At 58.4% G+C, this 18,934-nt stretch carries 20 protein-coding genes; 11 read left to right on the forward strand and 9 right to left on the reverse strand.

The features are described from left to right. Position 1: 1 nt before the first annotated feature. The 5 genes from ACK2SD_RS12310 to ACK2SD_RS12330 form a co-directional block, all read right to left on the reverse strand. Positions 2 to 637 (reverse strand): hypothetical protein, encoded by a 636-nt coding sequence (locus ACK2SD_RS12310; RefSeq protein ID WP_412459826.1) that lies wholly within the window; start codon positions 635 to 637, stop codon positions 2 to 4. After that, complete coding sequence (locus ACK2SD_RS12315; protein WP_412459827.1) at positions 634 to 1,500, reverse strand: deoxyribonuclease; 867 nt, start codon at positions 1,498 to 1,500, stop codon at positions 634 to 636. The genes ACK2SD_RS12310 and ACK2SD_RS12315 overlap by 4 nt, the downstream gene beginning before the upstream one ends. 12 nt (positions 1,501 to 1,512) lie before the next feature. Continuing rightward, positions 1,513 to 2,811, reverse strand: coding sequence for a hypothetical protein (locus ACK2SD_RS12320; protein ID WP_412459828.1), 1,299 nt, complete (start codon positions 2,809 to 2,811; stop codon positions 1,513 to 1,515). 18 nt (positions 2,812 to 2,829) lie between these two features. Next, complete coding sequence (locus ACK2SD_RS12325) at positions 2,830 to 3,228, reverse strand: hypothetical protein (protein WP_260955655.1); 399 nt, start codon at positions 3,226 to 3,228, stop codon at positions 2,830 to 2,832. A gap of 68 nt (positions 3,229 to 3,296) precedes the next feature. Continuing rightward, the gene (locus tag ACK2SD_RS12330; protein WP_412459829.1) at positions 3,297 to 3,707 is read right to left on the reverse strand and encodes a hypothetical protein; all 411 of its coding nucleotides are present in this window, start codon (positions 3,705 to 3,707) and stop codon (positions 3,297 to 3,299) included. 919 nt (positions 3,708 to 4,626) lie between these two features. Here ACK2SD_RS12330 and ACK2SD_RS12335 point away from each other — a divergent pair. Beyond that, the gene (locus tag ACK2SD_RS12335; RefSeq protein ID WP_412459830.1) at positions 4,627 to 5,844 is read left to right on the forward strand and encodes a hypothetical protein; all 1,218 of its coding nucleotides are present in this window, start codon (positions 4,627 to 4,629) and stop codon (positions 5,842 to 5,844) included. A 320-nt stretch (positions 5,845 to 6,164) separates the two neighbouring features. After that, on the forward strand, positions 6,165 to 6,500 hold the full coding sequence (locus ACK2SD_RS12340; RefSeq protein WP_412459831.1) for a hypothetical protein: 336 nt from the start codon (positions 6,165 to 6,167) through the stop codon (positions 6,498 to 6,500). On the opposite strand, the gene ACK2SD_RS12345 is transcribed toward ACK2SD_RS12340, so the two are convergent. Next, positions 6,497 to 7,720 carry a Bcr/CflA family multidrug efflux MFS transporter gene (locus ACK2SD_RS12345; protein WP_412459832.1) on the reverse strand — a complete coding sequence of 408 codons (1,224 nt, stop codon included), beginning with the start codon at positions 7,718 to 7,720 and terminating at the stop codon, positions 6,497 to 6,499. The two genes, ACK2SD_RS12340 and ACK2SD_RS12345, sit on opposite strands and share 4 nt — an antisense overlap. Between ACK2SD_RS12345 and ACK2SD_RS12350 the strand changes: the two genes are divergently transcribed. Further along, positions 7,719 to 8,834 (forward strand): MsnO8 family LLM class oxidoreductase, encoded by a 1,116-nt coding sequence (locus ACK2SD_RS12350; RefSeq protein ID WP_412459833.1) that lies wholly within the window; start codon positions 7,719 to 7,721, stop codon positions 8,832 to 8,834. The two genes, ACK2SD_RS12345 and ACK2SD_RS12350, sit on opposite strands and share 2 nt — an antisense overlap. A gap of 19 nt (positions 8,835 to 8,853) precedes the next feature. Here ACK2SD_RS12350 and hpaR read toward each other — a convergent pair whose 3' ends face one another. After that, positions 8,854 to 9,276: a homoprotocatechuate degradation operon regulator HpaR gene (gene hpaR, locus ACK2SD_RS12355; protein ID WP_412459834.1), complete on the reverse strand. Its 423-nt coding sequence runs from the start codon at positions 9,274 to 9,276 to the stop codon at positions 8,854 to 8,856. 182 nt (positions 9,277 to 9,458) lie between these two features. Continuing rightward, positions 9,459 to 10,364, reverse strand: coding sequence for a 4-hydroxyphenylacetate catabolism regulatory protein HpaA (gene hpaA / locus ACK2SD_RS12360; RefSeq protein WP_412459835.1), 906 nt, complete (start codon positions 10,362 to 10,364; stop codon positions 9,459 to 9,461). A gap of 169 nt (positions 10,365 to 10,533) precedes the next feature. On the opposite strand from hpaA, the gene ACK2SD_RS12365 reads away from it, so the two are divergent. The 8 genes from ACK2SD_RS12365 to hpaI all read left to right on the forward strand — a co-directional run bounded on the left by ACK2SD_RS12365 (position 10,534) and on the right by hpaI (position 17,889). After that, on the forward strand, positions 10,534 to 11,205 hold the full coding sequence (locus ACK2SD_RS12365) for a fumarylacetoacetate hydrolase family protein (RefSeq protein WP_412459836.1): 672 nt from the start codon (positions 10,534 to 10,536) through the stop codon (positions 11,203 to 11,205). Further along, positions 11,202 to 11,969, forward strand: a complete 768-nt coding sequence (locus ACK2SD_RS12370) for a fumarylacetoacetate hydrolase family protein (RefSeq protein ID WP_412459837.1) — start codon at positions 11,202 to 11,204, stop codon at positions 11,967 to 11,969. The genes ACK2SD_RS12365 and ACK2SD_RS12370 overlap by 4 nt, the downstream gene beginning before the upstream one ends. A 5-nt stretch (positions 11,970 to 11,974) precedes the next feature. Further along, on the forward strand, positions 11,975 to 13,435 hold the full coding sequence (gene hpaE / locus ACK2SD_RS12375) for a 5-carboxymethyl-2-hydroxymuconate semialdehyde dehydrogenase (protein WP_412462310.1): 1,461 nt from the start codon (positions 11,975 to 11,977) through the stop codon (positions 13,433 to 13,435). A gap of 56 nt (positions 13,436 to 13,491) precedes the next feature. Next, a complete protein-coding gene (gene hpaD / locus ACK2SD_RS12380) occupies positions 13,492 to 14,415 on the forward strand; it encodes a 3,4-dihydroxyphenylacetate 2,3-dioxygenase (RefSeq protein WP_412459838.1) in 924 nt (307 codons plus the stop codon). Positions 14,416 to 14,471: 56 nt separating this feature from the next. Beyond that, positions 14,472 to 14,882 (forward strand): 5-carboxymethyl-2-hydroxymuconate isomerase, encoded by a 411-nt coding sequence (locus tag ACK2SD_RS12385; protein WP_412459839.1) that lies wholly within the window; start codon positions 14,472 to 14,474, stop codon positions 14,880 to 14,882. 70 nt (positions 14,883 to 14,952) lie between these two features. Further along, a complete protein-coding gene (locus ACK2SD_RS12390) occupies positions 14,953 to 16,254 on the forward strand; it encodes an MFS transporter (protein ID WP_412459840.1) in 1,302 nt (433 codons plus the stop codon). Between the two features lie 17 nt (positions 16,255 to 16,271). Beyond that, entirely contained in the window at positions 16,272 to 17,075 is an 804-nt protein-coding gene (gene hpaH, locus ACK2SD_RS12395) for a 2-oxo-hept-4-ene-1,7-dioate hydratase (protein ID WP_412459841.1), read from the forward strand. A gap of 10 nt (positions 17,076 to 17,085) precedes the next feature. Beyond that, positions 17,086 to 17,889 carry a 4-hydroxy-2-oxoheptanedioate aldolase gene (gene hpaI / locus ACK2SD_RS12400; protein WP_412459842.1) on the forward strand — a complete coding sequence of 268 codons (804 nt, stop codon included), beginning with the start codon at positions 17,086 to 17,088 and terminating at the stop codon, positions 17,887 to 17,889. Positions 17,890 to 17,953: 64 nt separating this feature from the next. Here the strand turns inward: hpaI and ACK2SD_RS12405 are convergent, their stop codons facing one another. Beyond that, the gene (locus ACK2SD_RS12405) at positions 17,954 to 18,895 is read right to left on the reverse strand and encodes a p-hydroxyphenylacetate 3-hydroxylase reductase component (protein ID WP_412459843.1); all 942 of its coding nucleotides are present in this window, start codon (positions 18,893 to 18,895) and stop codon (positions 17,954 to 17,956) included. Positions 18,896 to 18,934: the final 39 nt, after the last annotated feature.

An 18,934-nucleotide genomic window follows, 5' to 3' on the forward strand; every position in this document is an offset into this window, starting at 1 on the left:
ACTATTGCTGTGACTGCTCCCAACGGATAGAGCCGTCGCTTTGTATAATTCCAGTGCCATAAAACTCGTGATCTTTGTCGTAAACCGTTACGGCCTGACCGCCGAAAACTTCTTGATAGCAATACACCGTGATGTCGCCGTCAGCGTCTACCTGCATGGTAAATGGATCATCCGCGACAACGTCTGGTGCAAATTCGATAAAAGCGCTGCCCAAAGTGCTTCCGAGTTTTATATTGTAATACTCCCAGATACGACTCAGCGCATTGCCTACAGGCAGAGCAAGGGCGACCTTGCCAGACGCCCCCTGATAATAAGAAGCCGACTGATAAGTGGTTAAGAACGGGGTGTATGATGTTTTGATGGCATAAGCGTCATATTGCGGGGCGTTGAATTCAACGTACCAGTTCTTACTGCCGTCTGCGTATACATTGGTTATCGTCGCGTATTTGTCTGGAGTTGTCGTGAACAACCTGTAAACTTCCACGATCGGCTGGTCCCCTCCTGTTGCCAAATCGTTGGAAGCTGCTCCAGTTGCGCCCTGAATACATTGTTCCGGAATAATGAAGTCTGTGTCCGCGTACAGTCGAGGTGACATAAATATAAAAAAAATGGTTAATAATGCAAGGCAGCGGTTCATTTGAATGTCACTCCCCAATATATCGCCATATGATCGGATACATTTTGCCGCCAACCGAGCCCGGACAGGCTATTGGTGGTGAAGTAGCAAGAGGGATCACCCGTCAGGGAGACGCCGGTGATTATGAGGTGATCATAAGGACTGGACGGAGCCCCCTTGGTGGTCAGGCTGGTCGGATCATTATCCGGGCAAGCCTGCGGAGCGGTTGTTGGATTCGCGACTGGGTCAACCCATTTAAAGCCTGTCTGAAAGACGTTTTTCTTATTGGTCACCGCGAGGTTCCAGTCGCCGCCGATGATCACTGGAAAGCCTTTGGGCGGAACCTTTATTGTTCCGTAGGTCGTCGTGGTGAGGCTCTTGAAAAACGCACCCGCTGCCGTGGCTTCGTCCTGACGTGGTTTCACCGTTTTACCGAAAACAGAATGGATATTGGCAAACCATGCATATTTATCTGCCTTACCCGTTACCTTTATTTTTGTGAGTATCGCGTAGGGAGGGCGACTGAACGAAGCGCTTGGCGCGTTGATATAGGCTACTACTGTTATTTTGTTGGATTTGTAAACGTAGCAATAAGCCTCCTTATAAGAGCTGGCCCCCTTCATCCCAGAGCAATCTTTCTGAATTCCGGTACCCAGCCCAGTACAGGGTACGGATGTCTGCATTGTCTCTTGTAAAAACAATATATCCACTGTAGCCATTAGCACTTTTATTTGATCGCATTTGCTCTTTGTGGTTGCCGTCGTTCCCCATCCAAGATGCAGCGCATTCAAAGAGCCTACCGTCAGATCAGCTGCATGTGCGTTGGCGATCAGAAACAGCGCAACAACCCAGGCCGAGAGGGAAACGCTCAACTGCCGAAGCATAATTCCACCCCTTCAGGTGATATTTATAGAGTCGCCCTTGAGAAGTGGCGAGTCATACTGATCCCCGGCTTTGCCCAAGTAGACCGGAGGCTGTGCCGAATTAGACGGAAGAAAGATAAAGTTGGCTTGATAATACTTGGTGGTCGCCGCCGCGCTCGGCGCCCCGGTATTCTGCAGTCGCCGGTTCATTCCAAGATTCAAGTCGGAATTGATGTTGTTGCTGTTCCGGTACTGGGCCGATGTCGGGTCTGCATATTCTGCAACCAGGTTTTTTATCGTGGTCCCCAATGGTACGGACATCGGATTGCCGTTCAGCAGCACGGTAATCTCGGGGACCAGCATCACTCTGCTGGTGAAGCTGATGCTTACAATCGGGTTTCCGCTCGCTTGCCTGCCGCAGCCGGTCCCCCCCTTCATAATGTCGGTCGTGGCGGCTTCGAGATCGGCAAATGTGTCGGCTCCGATCAACCATGAACTGAGCTGCTGCTGCGAGCCGCTATTATCCAGTGAGGCCGAACCGGTGATTATCGTCGGGAGGATCACTCTCAGATGGCGGCGGGTATTGCCACCCAGGCACAGATCGAGCGGACCGGCCGCCAATATCGGGCAGGTCGCCGCAGGATTAGTCCCGTATCCCGGGGCGAAGGCGCCAGCAAACGCATCCAGCGAGAGAGAAAGATCGGGTCTCTGGACCACACGAAGCCGGCTCATACCGGTGTTGGCGAAGGCGTTGTATCCATAGCCAGGTCCGCCAGGTGGATCGCAGTATTGATACCCTGCCCATTCAACTCGCAAGTTCATTCCTGGGGCGAGGTCGACAAGCTGATTGACCGGATCGAAACTGTAGAGGTATGGGAGCACCTCATCGATCCTTAGAGGCATGGACAATGCCACACGATTGAGTAGCGTCACAGCTGCGCCCGGCAGAAGTCCGCCAGTTGCCGATGCAGCAGAAACTTCAAGCGCTTCAACTTGCTGGCGAAACTGTTTGAAGGCCGCCAGCATCTGGGTCCTGGTGGTTGGATCCTGGCTATATACCGACGCAGCGGTCACGCTGACCAAGGCAAGAAACGTCGTACTCGAGTAACTCGTTTGCACAAACGAGAGCGTGAACACCGAGTTCTGTGAACTGGTGATACCCGGTGTTGCCGTCGTTGTGTTCGGTGCACACACCGTGATGACGTAGATCAATAGCGGCTTGGTATAATCCGGCGTCCCCACGGTTATAGGTGGAATCAGGAACGGCCCCTCGGTCCCAGTGGATGTAGTGGGGGGCAGCGCGTTCGAAAAACTGTAAGAGCTGGTAGCCATTCGCGTACCTTTCCCTGCTCAACTACTGATATTAGTGACGAGGTATTGAGCGGTTGGGCTCAGTGTCCCGACATTGATGCTGCTACATTGCGCCGTGAGGGTATCGCTGGTGATCGATACGTTTACGGTCAAGGCAGCCCCCTGATCTCGCTCCCAAGAAACAACCAGCGATCCACCATTGGCGGGCAAGAAGGAAATACTTCCACCAACGGAGGAGAAGGCATTTACTGCCGCATTGAAGTAAGTAAGCGCGCCTGCTGGCGCGAGAATCGTGTCCGGTAGAGGTATGCCATTCCCCTCCTGAGGAACCCAGCTTCCATACGTCAGAACTCCAACGGTCAGCGTTAAAGCGGTGTCACTTGAATTTTGTATCGCAACTTGAACGACATAAACGCCGTCCGCTTGCTCAATCGGCATGATCCTGATCCTCCCACAGCGCAAGAGAGGGCCGACACTTCAGTGCCGGCCCTCCCTTTCAGAGACGATCAGAAATCGCCGCTCTTGACTGCTGCTACGATCCTGGCGGTCGTACTTGCATTGGAAATGATCACTTGCAGAGTGGGATTATTGGTCTGGGCGTTGATGATCTGATTACTGACAGCCAGATCAGTTGCCGTGTTGCTCACGCTACCGGAGACTGGGGAGCCCGACGGCCAGTTCCAGGTTGGATTGATGGTGCCCCCAGCGGCTGGAGTCAGTAAGAGCTGGCCTCCGAGAGCCGTCAGGGTGTTGGGTACACCGTTGACGTAGGATTGCTGGGTAGTTGCTTCAATCACCGTGCCGGGAACCGGCGCCGACGCCCACTCTCCGCCAGTCAGGAGGCCGTAGTTGACGGTGATGTCAGCGCCGCTTGCATTGAAGATTTCGATGGTAAGGGAACGTACGAATGTGCTCATCCTTGGCCTTCCATTGGGTTGTTTAGTGGCAACATGCCATGTGCGAATTCCAGGCTAGTAAACAGGGGTTTGTTCCGCAAGGTTGATCCGAAGAATTTTTTAGGAGGTCCGCACAATTCAGAGATTCGCCAAATCGCTAAAATATCTGTAAGCGTCCAGGTGAACAGGCCCCGCTTCCATAGAGACCTCCGAGCCTCACAATTGAGGCTCTTAGGAGGTGCCATGAGCAATCAGATCCGGGACAAATCACACCGCTCAATTCTGAGCTTGCCAGGGACTACCCGATTTCCAACCAGATCCCAAAACATGTTTTTTGAAAACCAGCATCCATCACCCTTTGGACTGCGACCGTCAGTGGTCGGGGCGGCGAGGCTAAGACGGGTAGGGAGAACTAGGTCTATGAACATCAAACGATGAACAGTCGCATTCAGTTCGAGAGCTTGAGTCAGTAAATCTCAGGTCCGTGAGCTGCTTATGAACATCTGACATCGCCCACTTGTTAAATCACATAATCGAGCACCTAGTAAACACGACTTTTCTGATGGGCGTGACTGATCTAAGAAAATGAGAAGCGTCGACGCAAAAAAAGATACTGAGTTATCAAGCACGTAGGCGTTTCCCTCGAAATTCGCCGGGACCGTGCGTAACCGATTAGTGAGATTTTGCACCCATACACGCACCACAGCCCTGACACAATAATAAATAACAGTTTTAAGTGCTCAATAAAATTCGTTGAGTACCAAGGCATTACAAGCCTGCCCTGACAAAGTAAATGATAGGTTTTTATAGACAAATAAAATGATAAATCTCGATGGCATAGTTGATGAGATTCGGACCAAGGCGCTTAACTCGTGACTTGATAATTTTTCTGATCGCAGGTTAAATTTCCGATTAGTGCGATCGAGTCGAGACGTAGCCGATGCGACCTATACCTATTTTTGCGAGCGCAAGCGAAATCGCCTTGGATGCTCATACATATTTTTATCGTCATCCAGACGTTAAAACCTACCTAGAAAGTTTCGAGGTACGCTTGCTCGCTTCGCGCTTCGCTGAATTGGCGCGAGAATTTGTTGCTAGCTACGTAACTGCTGATATTACCAATGAAGTGCTCGCTGGTTTTGGGTCGGTTAGATCAATTGTGGAACGCCTGCTGCTATGGAGCTGGGAAGTGAAGAATTCGCCACTGAACCTGATCGATGCCTTAGGGTTTAGATCATTTCTAGAGTTCACGTCTTCTCCTCCGACAGAATGGATAAGTTCTTTTCCGCACCGCCGATTCATCCGGCATCATAATGGTGAATACATTGTAAACCCTGGTTGGCGACCATTTTGCCGAAAGCAAGGTGAGTCCGAAATGTTAAAGAAGAATATGTTGATTGTAGTATGCTCGGCATGTTCAAGGTTTTTTGATTTTTTGATCTCTAAACAGGTTCTCTCCCACAACCCCGCTAGGCATGTGGAGCCGCTGTTTTTGGCTGGAATATCAAACGAAAGCGTCACAGTTGACCGGGGCGTCCGAACGCTTCACTTGAATCATCTGATTTTAGCTGCGTCTGAGCTATGCAAGCGAAATGGCAATTACGAAAGAGCCCTTTTCATCCTGGCGATGACTAAGTACCTGCTAACACCTATCCGTTTCCTGGCAAACTCTAAAGGATGGGTGCCGTCGTTGAGCTTTTTTGTCGAGAAAAAGTCTTGGTTTTACGAGCCGAATTACAGGGGCGTAATCTTTCGATCAAAGATACCACGAGACTTTTTGCCTTTTCTCGAGCGCTATCTAGTAAGTCGAGGCTTGCGCATGAAACCTGGGGACTTTGAAGGACTGCCTCTTTTCCTTACGCAGTATGGGCGCCCAGGGCTTTCCCAGCGTCAGATTAGGAATGTTGTTAGAGAGGTTACCCTTAAGGCCGCGAGCATGATGCGTGACTCGGGCTGTTCGCCTCAATCGTATAGTCCAATTGAGGCTGCAACTCTAGATGCGCTAAGGGATGCAAGTATAAGATTGTGCTTAGTCGAACATGGGATCTTTGAGACGCAGCGCAGGCTAGGCAATGAACAAATAACATCCGTTATGCAACGTTCATTCGCGCTGGCAGAATCACTCAGCCAGGACAGAGATTATTTTGATGACGCTTGAAGGTTCTAGCGGTACGCATACGCCTGGGTATGACACCCATAAAAAACGTGTGCATGCCCTCCTCTCACCAAATTTCCGCCTATGTGAATTGGCGGAAATTGGGAGGCCGTCACTGACGTGACCTGCGACGTATGCAGTTGTTCTACGCTCAGGGCCGCGGGTGGTTACCAGTATGGAACTCTACAGGCCCACTGGGGGTATGGCAGTGAGCACGACGGTCAGCGATTTGAGGTGCACCTCTGTGAGCACTGCTTTTTTTTCTTCCCGCGCCGATAATGCTAGCTGATTGGCTTCAGGGTCGTGGCGATAATACAGAGGCCATGAAGACCCTGGATGACGCGATTGCAGCGCATCCCGATGAAGCACAGCTGCACTATGCGTCGGGGCTGTTGCGGGTAAGGCTCGGCATGCCAACAAAGGCATACGTTGCCTTGCAGGCTGCCGTAAAGTGTGCACCGCTCGATGCACGTTATGCTTTTACCCTGGCGGTGGCGAAAATCGAACGAAACGACGCAGCAGGCGCAAGGCAACTATTAATGAACCACCGCGGCTACAAGCCTGCCCAAGACCTGCTTGAACGCCTGAATGCAGAAGGTATATGGCGAATGCCGACGTCAGCCCCTTTTGCCTTTTCGAGGCTCTCAGGTGCTTGCTAATTCTGTTGTGAGGCAATATCGGCGCTGCCTGCAGGTTCGTCTGCCGCGCAACGCATTCTGAGCCAGAGATAGCAGGAAACCGATCCCGCCCCGGCCACTGCGATTGCCAGGCACATCGTGCGGGGCGACCCGTCGGCGAAACTCCCCACCGCAGCACTGAACATCGCGCCAATCGCGAACTGGCTGGACACTGCCAGCCCCGCGGCGGCACCTGCGTTGGCCGGAAACAGCTTTAGCAGACTGGCCACACAGTTGGCCCCCACCAAGCCTGTGACACTGACATACACCACCACAAACAGCACGATAGCGACCAGGCCGGGCGTCTCAACACTTCCCAGTACACCAAGGCCTAGTGCCGCCGCACTGACCATGGCGGCGCCTACTCCCAGCATCGCCAAGGGACCGATTCGGCTCACCAACCGCGCATTGAGCAGCGTCACGAGGATCACACCTGCAATGTTCAGGGCGAACAGCCATCCGTAACCCTGAGGCGATACCCCGAAGTACTCGATGTATACAGAGGGCGAAGCAGTGATGAAGGCAAACATCCCGCCGAACGACAGCGCCATGCACAAGATGTATGCCAGTGCCTGGGCATTGCGCGCAATGTGCCAGTACCCAGCAAGCGCCATCCCTAGTGAGCCAGCCCGACGCTCGACAGGGTGGGTTTCAGGAATGTAGCGAGCGCTGGCGAGCAGGCAGACAGTGGCGAACACAAACAATCCGGCAAAGATGCTCCGCCAACTGTGGAGTTGCATCAGGAGGCTGCCGGCCAGTGGCGCGACCAATGTCGCCAGCATGGTCACCAAATGCATCAGAGAGAGGATCCGGGCGGCCTGGGTGAGGGAGAAAATGTCACGCACAATTGCTCTGGCAAGCACTGCAGCGGCAGCGCCGCCCAGCGCCTGCAAGAAACGCCAGGCGATCAGCGTTTCGATCTTGCTAGCCAGCAAACAACCGACCGTCGCGCCCAAATACAGCACGATCCCCCACATCAATACTGGCCGTCGACCAAAGCGGTCGGAACACGGCCCATGCATGAGCATGCCGATGCACAAGCCGGCGAGAAACGCGCCGATGGTCATTTGCACACCGCTATTCCCTGCATGCAGCTCGCTGGCAATGCTCGGCAGGCTTGGCAGGTAGGTGTCGATTGAAAGAGGAGCAAACGCTACCAGGGCGGCGAGCAATACGATCAGGCGGTTTGGATTGGTCAACATGTGGGCTCCGGGCAACGAGAAGCGATTCGATAACTTCTTAACATTCTGCCTTGAACGGGGCAAAATAGTTAACAAATTAATTAAATGCCTGGCGGGAATTCTTGTGACCTTGCGCCTGAACGTGATCGATCAAACACCTGTACATCAACACCAGAGCCTAACCACTGCTCCAGCACTATCGTTGGACCTGGCCATCGAATGCGAACGGGCTGGCTATCACCGTTATTGGGTAGCGGAACATCACAACAGCATTCAGTTCGCGGGCAACGCTCCGGAAATTCTCTTGACCCGCATCGCGTCCGCTACCCAGCGCATGCGTGTGGGCGCTGGCGGCGTGATGCTCAGCCATTACAGCCCCTACAAGGTTGCCGAAACATTCGCACTGCTCGGCGGCCTGTTCCCTGGGCGGATAGACTTGGGAATTGGCCGAGCGCCCGGTGGAAATGCCTTGAGCAGTCATGCGCTGGCTGCCCCTGGCGAGTTGCCGGAATCAGACGAGTTTCCTGCCCAGGCTGCCGCGCTCTGTGCGTTTCTGCGCGCAGACTTCCCTGACGGACACGCTTACAGTTCGCTTGCCCTGGCACTGTCCGCCGATACGATGCCTTCATTGTGGATGCTGGGCTCAGGCGGGGCCAGTTCGCATCTGGCCGGTCAATTGGGCATGGGCCTAGCACTGGCGCAGTTCATCACGCCTCGCGCCTGCTCACCATCCATTTTCAAGGATCATCAATACGCTTGGCGCAAGGCTGGACGGGCCAGTGCCCCTCCCCGGCTGCTCGCCGTGGCGGCAGTCTGTGCCGAGTCGGATGAAGAGGCCAGTTTCATTGCCGGTACCGCCGTATACCGCAAGCTCAGCGCTGGCAAACGCCCGCGTGAGGCCCTTCTCAGCCCGTCCCAGGTGCAGCAGCGTTACCACCAGATGGGCTCGGCGGAACGTGCCGAATATGACGCGACCATGGCTGGCATGGTGGTCGGCTCGGCACAGACCTGTCGGCGGAGAATTGCGCAGTTGGGACGCGAATTCGGAAGCGAAGAAATTGGAATCGTCACTGTAACTCACCGCTTTGAAGACCGTTTGCGCAGTTACCAATTGCTCGCCGGCACCTGCGTGTAACGCAAGGTAGCGCGGTGAATCAAGGCTCGATGCGCTTCAGTTCGTTCAGCAAGCTCATCAGTTGATCGAGCTTGTCCTCACCAAATTGCATTTGGATCTTGCGGTAATTGGCTTCCATACCGGCGCGCATGGATTCGAAGCAAGTCTGGCCTGTATCGGTGAGCGTCACGAATACGCGGCGCTGGTCTTCGACGCCCTTGCGCCGACAGACCAGACCGTCGCGCTCCAGGCGGCTGAGCACCCCAGTCATGCTCGGTTTGAGGATACAAGCCAGGTGCGCGAGCTGATGGCTTTCCAACTCTCCTTGCTGATGCAGGATGCGAATGACACGCCACTGCTGCTCGGTCAGCTCATGCTCATTGAGCAGCGGCCTGAAAAATGCCATTGCCGCCTCGCGGGCCTGGAGCAAGCTCAGCGTCAACGACGGTTGCGTTTTGGTCATAGTTGGAACCTATAGCCCTAGTTCGAGAAGGCAGAGTAGGGATATCCAAAGGCTGCGACAACCATCGCCTCCATGAAAAGTACCAGCCGTTCCACGGAAAAACCATTCAAGACCCCGCGGCAAGCTGCGAGCATCACTGGCACACACCAATGGCGCTCTGCAGGTATCGTTTCGTGGTCCCATCACAGCAGACCCGCCTGCCGCTGCCGATACTCGCCCGGCGTCAGCCCAGCGTAACGGTTGAAGAAACGGCTGAAATACGCCGGGTCTTTAAACCCAAGCTGATAGCAGATTTCGTTGACCGAGCTTCCGGAAAACAGCAGCAGTCGTCTTGCCTCCTGCATCAGCCGCTCCAGCACCAGGCGCTTGGAGGGCAGGTCGGCGATGCGCCGGCAAACATCATTGAGCCGGGCTTCCGTGACCCCGATCTGCGCTGCATAGCGCACCAGTGGCCAATGTTCGAGGTAGTGCACCTCGATCAGCGCATTGAACCGATGGAAGACTTTCAGATCTTCGTGCCGGGCGGGTGTCGCCTCGCGCGAGTTGGGGCACAGGCGCAGCAGGCTGATCATGATCAGGCGCGTGAGCGACTGCAACGCCGCATCTCGCCCAGCAGACGCGTTGGCAAACTCATTGCTGAGCGCTTCCAGCCACTGCCCCAGACGCAACGCTTCGGCCTGGTCGCTCGCTGGCACCTTGGCCAGCGCGACGCATGCCGGGCGCACCTGCATGCCTGCAGGCAACAGACTCGCGTCTGCCTCGATCAATTGCCAGACCAATTGTTGACGCACCGTCAGCACGTGCCCGTCGCTGTCCGGGTCGGTCACAAAGGAATGGGCCACCGTCGGCGGCGTGAGGAAGAACATCGGCCCCGACTCGATGAATTGTTGGTCGTCGAGATACACCCTCACGGTACCGGATTTCACGTAGTGCATCTGAAAAAAACGATCATGGCGGTGCACCGGCATGTTGCGCCCAAAGAAGCCGGCCAGGTTGCCAAGGCGATCGTAGTGCACCTCGCTGTCGCTGTAGCGCTGGTCATACACCTGGCCGATATTGATGTTCGGGATGGGGCGCCGATTGCTCATTACTGCTTGTCCACCAGTGGTTATCCGCAGATTGCCGAGACTCATGTTGCACTCGCCATGCGCGAGCAACAAGGGAAGCCTTGACCATCGTTAACATATTAACTATAACATTAACACGTTAACAAATTTACGGAGCGGTTCGCTGCTCCACCACTGCCAGGAGAAAAGCATGAGCCATGCCTTGCATGACATTGCGAACGGCACCGTGTTCGGAGTAGCGCTGAACTACAACGGTTTGCTGCAGCAGCGTCTGGCCGAGTTCGAACAACCGCCCTACAAGCAGGCCCCGGTCAAGCCGGTGCTGTTCATCAAGACCCCGAACACGCGCAACGCCCACGGCGCCGACGTGATCCAGCCTGCCGGTGAACGCCTGCAACCTGGTCCTGCACTGGGCGTGGTGATCGGCAAAGATGCCAGCCGGGTGAGCGCCGCCGAGGCCCTCGAGTACGTTGCCGGCTACACCATCGTCAACGAATACAGCCTGCCGGAAGACAGCTACTACCGCCCAGCGGTCAAGGCCAAATGCCGTGACGGCTTCTGCGCCATCGGCCCGGAACTGGTGCCAGTATCGGCCATCGCCGACCCGCACCAGCTGACCCTCAAGCTCTACGTCAATGGCGTGGTGATGCAGGAAAACACCACCGCCAACCTGGTACGCAGCATCCCCCAGCTGATCGCCGAATTGAGCGAGTTCATGACCCTGCACGCTGGCGACGTATTGATCACCGGCACACCCGAAGGCCGTGTCGACGTCAAACCGGGTGACCACGTTGAAGTCGAGATCACTGGCCTTGGCCGTCTGGCCAACACCATCGTTGCCGACGCGGAGGAACAGGCATGAAACACGCACGCATCCGCCATGAAGGCAGCATTCACGCCGTCACCGTCGAAGCTGGCGACGCGGTACGCCTGGCCGATGGCCGACTGCTCAGCGCCGACCAGGTGGAGTGGCTGCCACCGGCCAACGGCAGCATGTTCGCCCTGGGCCTGAACTATGCCGACCACGCCCGTGAGCTGGCCTTCGCGCCGCCCACCGAACCGCTGGCCTTCATCAAATCGCCGGGTACCTACACCGGCCATAACCAGGTTACCTGGCGCCCGGACAACGTCGAGTACATGCACTACGAGTGCGAGCTGGTGGCGGTGATCGGCAAAGCGGCGAAAAACGTCAAGCGCGAGGACGCCCTGGACTACGTTGCCGGCTACACCGTGTGCAACGACTACGCCATCCGCGACTATCTGGAAAACTACTACCGCCCCAACCTGCGGGTGAAAAACCGTGACGCCACCACCCCGGTCGGCCCCTGGATCGTCGATGCGGCCGATGTGCCCGATGTCAGCAACCTGAAGCTGCGCACCTGGATCAACGGGGAGCTGAAGCAGGAAGGCACCACCGCGGACATGATCTTCGACATCCCGCATCTCATCGAATATTTCTCGAGCTTCATGACCCTGCAGCCGGGCGACATGATCGCTACCGGCACGCCGGAAGGCCTGGCCGATGTGGTGCCAGGCGATGAAGTGGTGGTGGAGGTAGAAGGCGTCGGTCGCCTGGTCAACCGTATCGTCAGCGAAGCTGACTTCTTCAAGAACAACAAGGCATGAGCAACATGATCAAGCACTGGATCAACGGCCGTGAGGTCGAAAGCAAAGACACGTTCGTCAACTACAACCCGGCCACTGGCGATGCCATTTGCGAAGTCGCCAGCGGCGGCGCCGAAGAGGTGGCCCAGGCCGTAGCCGCGGCCAAGGAAGCCTTCCCCAAATGGGCCAACACCCCGGCGAAGGAGCGTGCCCGGCTCATGCGCAAGCTCGGTGAACTGATCGACCAGAACGTGCCGAAACTGGCCGAGCTGGAAACCCTCGACACCGGCCTGCCGATCCACCAGACCAAGAACGTGCTGATCCCACGTGCCTCGCACAACTTCGACTTCTTCGCCGAAGTGTGCACACGCATGGATGGCCACACCTACCCAGTCGACGACCAGATGCTCAACTACACCCTGTACCAACCTGTGGGTGTGTGCGGTCTGGTGAGCCCGTGGAACGTGCCGTTCATGACGGCTACCTGGAAGACTGCGCCGTGCCTCGCACTGGGCAACACCGCCGTATTGAAGATGAGCGAGTTGTCGCCGCTGACGGCCAACGAATTGGGCCGCCTGGCTGTTGAAGCCGGCATCCCCAACGGCGTGCTGAACGTGATCCAGGGCTATGGCGCCACGGCAGGCGACGCCTTGGTGCGCCATCCCGATGTACGGGCTATTTCCTTTACCGGTGGTACTGCCACCGGCAAAAAGATCATGCAGACCGCGGGGCTGAAAAAGTATTCGATGGAGCTGGGTGGCAAGTCGCCGGTGCTGATCTTCGAGGACGCCGACCTTGAGCGCGCCCTGGACGCCGCACTGTTCACCATCTTCTCGCTCAATGGCGAACGCTGCACGGCCGGCAGCCGGATCTTCATCCAGGAAAGCGTCTACCCGCAGTTCGTCGCCGAGTTCGCCGCCCGCGCCAAGCGCCTGATCGTCGGTGACCCGACCGACCCGAAGACCCAGGTCGGCTCGATGATCACCCAGCAGCACTACGACAAGGTCACCGGCTACATCCGCATCGGTCTCGAAGAAGGCGCACGGCTGGTTGCCGGTGGCCTGGAGCGCCCGGCCAACCTGCCGGCGCACCTAGCCAAGGGGCAGTTCATCCAGCCCACCGTGTTCGCCGACGTGAACAACAAGATGCGCATTGCCCAGGAAGAAATCTTCGGCCCGGTGGTCTGCCTGATCCCGTTCAAGGACGAAGCCGAAGCACTGCAACTGGCCAACGACACCGAGTATGGCCTGGCCTCGTACATCTGGACCCAGGACATCGGCAAGGCCCACCGCCTGGCCCGCGGCATTGAAGCCGGCATGGTGTTCATCAACAGCCAGAACGTACGCGACCTGCGTCAGCCGTTCGGCGGCGTGAAAGGTTCCGGCACCGGCCGTGAAGGCGGACAATACAGCTTCGAAGTGTTCGCCGAGATCAAGAACGTGTGTATCTCGATGGGCAGCCACCACATCCCGCGCTGGGGTATGTGACCGTCTCTCCGGGGCTGCCTGCAGCCCCGGGGTCTACAAGAATAAGGAGTCTGATCATGGGTAAAGTGGCCCTCGCCGCTAAAATCACTCACGTGCCCAGCATGTACCTTTCCGAGCTGCCAGGCCCCCGCCAGGGCTTTCGCCAGGCCGCCATCGACGGGCATCACGAGATCAGCCGCCGCTGCCGTGAACTGGGGGTCGACACCATCGTCGTGTTCGACACCCACTGGCTGGTAAACGCCAACTACCATGTACTGTGTGGGCCGCACTTCCAGGGCGTGTACACCAGCAACGAGCTGCCGCACTTCATCAGCAACATGGCCTACGAGTTCCCTGGCAACACCGAACTCGGCCTGCTGCTGGCGGAAACCTGCAACCAGTTCAATGTCGAAACCATGGCCCACCACGCCACCACCCTGGGTCCGGAGTACGGTACCTTGGTGCCGATGCGCTACATGAACCAGGACCAGCACTTCAAGGTGATCTCGGTCTCGGCGCTGTGCACCTCGCACTATCTGGCCGACAGCGCCCGCCTCGGCTGGGCGATGCGCAAGGCAGTGGAAGACCACTATGACGGTACCGTCGCGTTCCTCGCCAGCGGCTCGCTGTCGCACCGTTTTGCCCAGAATGGCCAGGCGCCGGACTTTGCCACCAAGGTGTGGAGCCCGTTCCTGGAGACCCTCGATCACCGTGTCGTGAGCATGTGGGAAAACGCCGAGTGGGAGGCCTTCTGCGGGATGCTCCCAGAGTACGCCGCCAAGGGCCACGGTGAAGGCTTCATGCACGATACCGCGATGTTGCTGGGCGTACTGGGCTGGTCCAAGTACGACGGCAAGGCAGAGGTGGTGACCCCCTACTTCGGGTCTTCCGGCACCGGCCAGATCAACGCGATCTTCCCTGTCACCCCCCAGGATGGTTCAGCAGTACCGCCGGCACAGGCCGCCAACCCGGCCGCCGTCGCTTCTACCAGCCGCTTGTGATTCATCCGCCAGGCTGCCACAGGCGGCCTGACGCTTCTGCCACGACGAGGCCTTTCATGCCACACCTGGTTCTGCTCTACACCCCCGACCTGGAAGCCGATGCCGATATCCCCGGGCTGTGCCGCGCCTTGGCCGACAGCATGCTCGAACAGCGTGACGAAACCGGCAAGGCCGTGTTCCCCACCGGTGGCACCCGTGTTCTGGCCTACCCTGCCGCGCATTGCGCCATAGCAGACGGCAAGGGTGATTATGGATTCCTGTATGCCAACCTGCGCATGGGTAGCGGCCGCAGCGCAGCCGTGCACAAAGCTGTTGGTGACAACCTGCTGCAGGTGCTCACGGGACGACTGGACGGGCTGCTGCAACAACGCCCGATCGGCATCACCCTGCAAATCGACGAGAGCGCCCAGCAGGTCTTCGACGCCAAACACAGCACCTTGCACCCGTTGTTCAACCGCCCGGTCTGAACACCAGGGGGCGCCATGCGCCCCTTGCATCCGCCCCGACCAACGCCTCATCACAAAAAGTACAACAACAATGAGCACACTCGACCACGCCTCGCACGCCGAGGCGGACCTCGCCGACAGCACCCATCGCACCGTCACCTGGCGGCTGATGCCGCTGCTGCTGGTCTGCTACCTGTTTGCCCACCTCGATCGCATCAACATCGGCTTCGCCAAGATGCAGATGAGCCACGATCTGCACCTGTCCGACACGGTCTACGGCCTAGGCGCCGGCCTGTTCTTCATTGCCTACGCGCTGTTCGGCGTGCCCAGCAACCTGATGCTCGAGCGCGTCGGCGCGCGCCGCTGGATCGCCTGCCTGATGGTGGTATGGGGCACACTGTCCGCCAGCATGCTGCTGATCGAGAACAGCAGCGCCTTCTACCTGCTGCGCTTCGCGCTCGGTGCGGCCGAGGCTGGTTTCTTTCCGGGCATCCTGGTCTACCTCAACCGCTGGTACCCCGCCGGGCGCCGGGCGCAAGTCACCGCCCTGTTCGCCATCGCCGTGCCATTGGCCGGGGTGATCGGCGGGCCGCTGTCCGGAGCGATCCTGGCGTTCATGCACGACACCGCCGGGCTGCGCGGCTGGCAGTGGATGTTCCTGCTCGAAGGCGCGCCGGTGATCTTGCTCGGCCTGGTGGTGCTGGCCGCGCTGCCGGAACACTTCGAGCAGGTGCACTGGCTCGACGAACAGCAGAAGGCCGCGTTGCGCGCCCGCTTCGCCGGCGAAGAGCAACGCAAGCAGGTGACCTCACTGGGCGGAATCCTCGCAAGCCCGGCCATCTGGCTGCTGGTGGCGGTCTACTGCGCGGTGATGCTGGCGGTCAACACCCTGGCATTCTGGATGCCCAGCCTCATTCATGGCGCCGGCATCGGCAGTGACGCCAGCGTCGGCCTGCTCAGCGCCCTGCCGTATCTCGCGGGTTGTGCGTTCATGCTGGCCTGCGGGCGCTCCAGCGACCGTCAGCGCGAGCGCCGCTGGCACTTGTGCGTACCGCTGCTGATGTCCGCTGCCGGCATCGCCCTCGCAGCCGTGGCGCCGCAACAACCCTGGCCAGTGCTGGTCGGCCTGGTGCTGGCCGGCATGGGCGCCAGCGCAGCGCTACCGATGTTCTGGCAGCTGCCGCCGGCGTTTCTCAATGCCCGCACCCAGGCTGCCGGCATTGCCCTGATCAGCTCCCTGGGCAGCGTCGCCTCCTTCGCCGCGCCTTACTTCATCGGCTGGGTCCGTGACACCACCCAGAGCGCCAGCCTGGCGCTGTACGCACTCGCCATGTTCATCACCCTCGGCGGTCTGCTGGTGCTGCGCACCCGGGCCGCCATCGTCAACCCTTGAATCCAGAGATCCTCACCATGCTCGACAACGCATTTATCCAGCAGGCCGCAGACCGCCTCGACCAGGCCGAACGCAGCCGCGAACAGGTCCGCCAGTTCTCCCTGGACCAGCCGGCCATCACCATCGAAGACGCCTACGCCATCCAGCGCACCTGGGTGGCGAAGAAGATCGCCGCCGGGCGCAAGCTGGTCGGCCACAAGATCGGCCTGACCTCACGCGCCATGCAGGTCTCGTCGAACATCACCGAGCCCGACTACGGCGCGCTGCTCGATGACATGCTGTTCGACGAAGGCAGCGACATCCCGTTCGAGCGCTTCATCGTGCCGCGGGTCGAGGTGGAGTTGGCGTTCATTCTCGGCAAGCCGCTCAAGGGGCCCAACGTCACTGTGTTCGATGTACTGGAAGCCACCGAGTGGGTGATCCCGGCACTGGAAATCATCGACGCCCGTATCCAGCAGGTCGATCCGCAGACCCAGGCTACCCGCAAGGTCTTCGACACCATTTCCGACAACGCAGCCAACGCCGGTGTGGTGATGGGCGGCCGCGCTGTGCGCCCCACCGAGATCGACCTGCGTAAAGTGCCGGCAGTGCTCTATCGCAACGGCGTGATCGAGGAGTCCGGCGTCAGTGCTGCGGTACTCAACCACCCTGCCAAGGGTGTTGCCTGGCTGGCCAACAAACTGGCGCCGTACGATGTCACTCTGCAGCCAGGGCAGATCATCCTCGGTGGTTCGTTCACCCGCCCGGTGGCCGCGCGCCCCGGCGATACTTTCCACGTCGACTACGACTTGCTCGGCTCGATTGCCTGCCGTTTCGTCTGAGGAGCAGCCCATGGACATGCCCATCAACAGCTTCAAACAACGCCTGAAAAGCGGCGAGCCGCAGATCGGCCTGTGGCTTGGCTTGGCCGACGCCTACTGCGCGGAGCTGGCAGCCAATGCCGGCTTCGACTGGCTGCTGATCGACGGCGAGCACGCCCCTAACGATTTGCGCGGCATGCTCGCACAGTTGCAGGCGGTAGCCCCCTACCCTAGCCAAGCAGTGATCCGCCCCGTGATCGGCGACACTGCGCTGATCAAGCAGGTGTTGGACATCGGAGCGCAAACCTTGCTGGTACCGATGGTGGAAAGCGCCGAGCAGGCCCGCCACCTGGTTCGCGCTGTGCACTACCCACCCAAGGGTGTGCGTGGTGTGGGTAGTGCACTGGCGCGGGCTTCTCGCTGGAACAGTATTGCCGGTTACCTCGACCACGCCGACGAACACATGTGCCTGCTGGTACAGATCGAGAACAAGGAAGGCTTGGCCAATCTGGACGAAATCCTCGCGGTGGAAGGTGTCGATGGCGTGTTCATCGGCCCTGCCGACCTCAGCGCGGCCATGGGCCACCGTGGCAACCCCGGCCACCCCGAGGTGCAAGCGGCGATTGAAGACGCCATCGTACGTATCGGCAAGGCTGGCAAGGCTGCGGGGATCCTGAGCGCCGACGAGAAGCTGGCGCGCCGCTACATCGCGCTCGGTGCCGCGTTTGTGGCGGTGGGCGTCGATACCACAGTGCTGATGCGCGGGCTGCGGGATCTGGCTGGCAAGTTCAAGGACACGTCGGTGTTCAGCAGTGCTGCAGGCGGTGTCTACTGACCTTTGCACAGGCTTGAAACGAAGACGGCGCCCGATGGGCGCCGTTTTCGTTCGAGGGCACACATCACATCTGGATGATGGCCTTGAGCACCGACTTAAAGGTCTCGATCTGCTCGGCGCTGAATTGCCCGAACACCTTGTCCTGCTGCTCCTGGGCAATACTCCACAGGGCTTCGGTTTGATCCACACCTTTGACCGAAAGCCGCACACGCCCCTCTTCATCGGCGATCAATTCTTTGCGCTTGAGGTTAGCCACCGCCTCCTCGATTTCCCGCGCCGGCATCGCCACCTCGCGCTGCAGGTCGTTCAGGCTCAATCCCGCATCATTCTCCAATACCATCAGCATGCGCGCTTCGCTGGTACGCAGGCCTGTGCACAGCTGTCGCGGCTGGTAGTCGGCCTGGTACGCACGCAGGGCCTGGGTCATCAAGTAGTACAGGTTGTGCTGCAGGCGGCCCTGGAAGTGACTGCTCGGTGCCTGGCCTTCAGCCCGTTGGGTCATGCGGGTGTGCGGCAGTACCATTGAGTAGGCACCCTGGTGGTACAAAAGCGGCGAGCGACCGAAATCATCGAAGGCCACCACTTTGCCAACCAGAATCCAGTGGTCACCCCCATCCAACTGTTGGAACTTTTCGCACTGGAAGCGCGCTGAGCAGTCGGGGAATAGCGGCGCACCACCGGCGCCCTGCTCGTACTCGATACCGGCAAAACGGTTTTCTTTAGGCCGTGCAAAGTTGTTGGACAGGTCAATCTGATCAGCGGCGAGTATGTTCACCGCAAAGTGCGACGCCTGCTCGAACACCTCATGGCTGGTGGAACGTTTGTCGATGCTCCAGAGGATCAGTGCAGGGTCGAGCGACACCGAGTTGAAACTGTTGGCAGTGACGCCGACCATGCGCCCGCCAGGCCCGGCAGCGGTGACCACGGTCACGCCGGTGGCGAAATTGCCCAGGGCACGACGGAAGGCACGGGTATCGAAATCGGTCACAGGGGTTGGATTGGGCATGCAAGACTCCCGGGCAGGCCGTACTGGCCTGCCGCTGTT

The organism is Pseudomonas sp. SC11 (assembly GCF_047039205.1).
Classification (GTDB): Bacteria; Pseudomonadota; Gammaproteobacteria; order Pseudomonadales; family Pseudomonadaceae; genus Aquipseudomonas; species Aquipseudomonas boreofloridensis.